The sequence below is a fragment of the Tractidigestivibacter sp. genome (genome assembly GCF_057241865.1).
The window spans coordinates 51,029-54,706 of sequence record NZ_DBHHPX010000018.1 but is presented as its reverse complement, the minus strand read 5'-3'; the positions used below and the strand labels follow the sequence as shown (position 1 = coordinate 54,706).

Genomic DNA, 3,678 nt, shown 5'->3' with positions numbered 1-3,678 from the left:
ACCCGGTCACAAGGGCTGATGGTGCTACCTAGAAACCCCGGAAGTTGTGTCTAGTTGCACGCTCCGTCCTTATGCCGCCGTTCAAGACACCTAGAGCCAGAATGAGCTACGCCTGATTGTCCGTCATCAGTCATCTGCTCCAATTACGCTCCACATTTACCTTCTCTTTCTCCAAGAACGCATCGTACAAATCTATGTGAAGCAAATTGCACAACGACACAAGCACGATGAAAACGTCGGCAACCTCCGATTCGACCGAGTCATAGCTGGCTATGTGCGTATAGTCAATTGAACTCGATGCGTCCTCTTTTCTAATCGCTTTTGCAAGTTCGCCAACCTCTTCGAGCAGCAAGAGCATTTTTTCCTTTACCCCTTGACCGTCAAAACCGCGCAAGGAAAAGCAGGATTCCAAATAAGCCTGTATTGTTCCCAGCGAAGCCTCCTTTGTCAGCTTTCGCAGCAACTCAACTTGTTCGTTTTTTCATAGGTCCCTCCTTTGTGACAAACGCAGGCCACCGCCCCTTGGCCAAAATCGGCATTTGGAAGTTATGTCTATCTCGCTCAGCTCCCAGGGCATGGGATACGATCCTTAACAAAGAGTTATCGAAGACCCACCAAGTGCTGTCGAAGTTCGTGCAGAACCTGGAAGCTATCTCCTCGCGTAGAGGAAGAGCATGCCCGGGACTTATCAGAACATGTTCTGCTTAGGCTTGAGGGATGCCCACTGTGCTCGAATGAGATTGTTAATTGACCCAGCTTCTTTCCCGGGGACGTGATTGAACGCTGCCAGGCGCAGGGGACTTCGCGGCATCCGATGGCGATGCAATCACGCTGATCCTGCAATTGCAATATCAGGCCAGCAGTATCAGGCGCAGCAGAACCAGGCCCAATAGGAACAGGCGCAGAACGATTCGCCTGCGCCGAAGTCCGAGGAGTCCGCGCAGGTAGCGGAGCAGAGATCGCCATCCGCCCCCATAGACGGCCGATGCCGCCAATCCTGGGCTGTGAGCATGCATGATGGCACTTGCGCGCCCCGCAATCGTCTCTTCCGCCGTCCTCGGGAGGAGATGTAGGGAGTAGGCTGCTACGGTCCTACGGCCAAGAGGGGAGGACGGATGGGTCTATCTCCGGTATGGGTGCCCGCCCTCTCTGCACCTTCATGCTCCTGTCCCTTATCGGCCTTTTCTTCGAGATGGTGCGAGAAGGGCTCCTGCGGAAGCGGGGCACGGGATGGAGGCTCCTTATGGCGGTGGATGCCATCGACCTTCCTGCGATTCTTGCCGTCCCCGAGGTCGCGAGTGGGGGTGTCGCGCTCGCGTACATGCTCGTGGGACTTGCGAGCCTTGGCACCTATGCGTTCGCTTGGGGTATCGACAGGGCAATCCTCGTGTGCGGGCGCTGCATGGCACAGATAATGGCCACAATCACCGGTTCCCGCACCGTGCATGTTGGCAGGTCCACCACATACCTGTTCACCACCATGTTTGACTACCAGGGCCAGACGCACAAGGCCGACGAGTGGGGCGGCAGCGTCACCCGCGCCGTCGCCGGCCACTGTTCCTCTGAGCCGTCGGCTGCAAGCGCCGATCGAGGGCCCAGTGGGGAAGGGTCGGGAGCACCTTGGCGTGGGGGATGCCCGCCACGTTTCTTGTCAACCCGTGCAAGCCGACTGAGGCAATGTATGCAAGCGAGTACAACGTTGCGGAAGGCGCCGCCTCTGACCTGTTCGGGGCCTTCATGGCGCTGTCCTGCGGCTTATGCCTCGCTTGCTTGTTCGTCGCGCTTGCCGCCGCCATTCCTAGGCCTCTTGCGCCGGTCTCAAACGGCCTCATACTGGTTTCAGGCCGACCGGCCTGCGGTCCGCCGTAGCCCTGCCGGCCTGCGCCCATGGTATCCTCATAGGCAGATGTTGTTGCTGGATAGGGGGCCCTGGCTGCCGCACGGCGGGCCGTGCGCGGCAAGGCGTCGGGCAGATGCCAAGCCCCTAGCCCGTGGCGGAAAGGAGACCAGCATGGCCAGCGCGTTCCCTGACGGCTTCCTCTGGGGAGGGGCCACGGCGGCGAACCAGCTCGAGGGCGGTTGGGACGCGGACGGTCGCGGCCCCTCCGTCGACGATCACTTCCTGGGCGGCACGGTGGACACGCCGCGCATGATCACGCTCGGCATCGACCCCACCAGGTTCTACCCCAACCACGACGGCATCGACTTCTACCACCGCTACAAGGAGGACATCGCCCTTTTCGCCGAGATGGGCTTCAACGTCTTCCGCATGTCAATCGCCTGGAGCCGCATCTTCCCCAACGGCGATGACACCGAGCCCAACGAGGCGGGTCTCGCTTTCTACGACAAGGTCTTCGACGAGCTTGTCGGGCGCGGCATCCAGCCACTGGTCACGCTCTCGCACTACGAGATGCCCTACCACCTGGTCGAGAAGTATAACGGCTGGGAGAGTCGCGAGCTCATCGCCCTCTTCGAGCGTTATGCCAAGACGGTCATCGACCGCTACCACGACCGCGTGAAGCTCTGGATTACCTTCAACGAGATCAACCTTGGCGCCTATGACATGGGCAACCTCTTCGAGACGTCCATGATCCGCGGCTTCGAGGGCCCCGCGTCCGAGGCCCACACCACCGCCCAGCAGCGCTACCAGGCGCTCCACCACCAGTTCGTGGCCTCGGGTCGCGTGATCCGCTACGGGCATGCGACCTACCCTGACCTCAGGTTTGCCAACATGGACTGCTTCATCCTGACCTATGCCATGACCTGCGATCCCGCTGACGTCCTGCTCAACGAGCGCGAGATGCGCACCCGTAACTGGTACTGCTCGGACGTGCAGGTGCGCGGCGCCTACCCCAGCTACGCCAGGCGCCTCTGGGAGGAGGAGGGCGTCGAGCTTGCGATTGCGGGCGGCGACCTGGACGACATCGCGGCTGGCACGATAGACTTCTACACCTTCAGCTACTACATGAGCAACGTCGTCTCCACCCACGAGCACGAGGACACCAAGGGCAACATGACCATGGGCGGCGTGAACCCCTACCTCGAGTCCACCGACTGGGGCTGGCAGATTGACCCGGACGGCCTGCGCTTCTCGCTCAACGAGATCTACGACCGCTACCAGATCCCCCTGATGGTGGTCGAGAACGGCATGGGCGCCCTCGACACGGTGGAGGAGGACGGCTCCATCCACGACGACTACCGCATCGGCTACCTCAGGCGTCACGTGGCCGCCATGCGCGAGGCCGTGGCCGACGGCGTAGACCTCATGGGCTACACATGGTGGGGCCCAATCGACCTCGTGTCGGCCGGCACGGGCGAGATGCGCAAGCGCTATGGCTTCATCTACGTTGACAAGCACGATGACGGCTCGGGCGACTACTCCCGCCTGCGCAAGGACTCGTTCTTCGCCTACCAGAGGATCATCAAGTCGAACGGCGCCGACGGGCTCGAATAGGGGAGGCCATGGCACGCAGGGTGATTCTCACGGACGTCGATGGCACGCTCGTCGACTACGGAGCTGCGCGCGACAAGAGGCGTGCGCGAGGGACGCAGAGGGGTGGGGGGGGCGGGGGGGGGGGGGGGCCCCCCCCCGGGGGGCCGGGCCCGGCGGCCCCCCGCGGCGACCGCGGGCGGGGGCCCGCGCGGGGGTTTGGGCGCGCCCCAGGGCCGCCCGCGCCC

The 3,678-nt window shown here is 62.2% G+C and carries 2 protein-coding genes; one reads left to right on the top strand and one right to left on the bottom strand.

Annotated features, from left to right (window positions below; genetic code table 11):
• Nucleotides 1-130 precede the first annotated feature (130 nt).
• Nucleotides 131-463 carry a MazG nucleotide pyrophosphohydrolase domain-containing protein gene (locus ACO59D_RS07465; protein ID WP_485126452.1) on the bottom strand — a complete coding sequence of 111 codons (333 nt, stop codon included), beginning with the start codon at nt 461-463 and terminating at the stop codon, nt 131-133.
• Nucleotides 464-2,011: 1,548 nt separating this feature from the next.
• Between ACO59D_RS07465 and ACO59D_RS07460 the strand changes: the two genes are divergently transcribed.
• Nucleotides 2,012-3,454: a glycoside hydrolase family 1 protein gene (locus ACO59D_RS07460; RefSeq protein ID WP_485126451.1), complete on the top strand. Its 1,443-nt coding sequence runs from the start codon at nt 2,012-2,014 to the stop codon at nt 3,452-3,454.
• The last annotated feature ends 224 nt before the right edge of the window (nt 3,455-3,678 follow it).

What these genes read in the sequence shown, in the direction of transcription:
- ACO59D_RS07460 (WP_485126451.1), top strand. Translation starts at nt 2,012, where the DNA reads ATGGCCAGCGCGTTCCCTGACGGCTTCCTCTGGGGAGGGGCCACGGCG.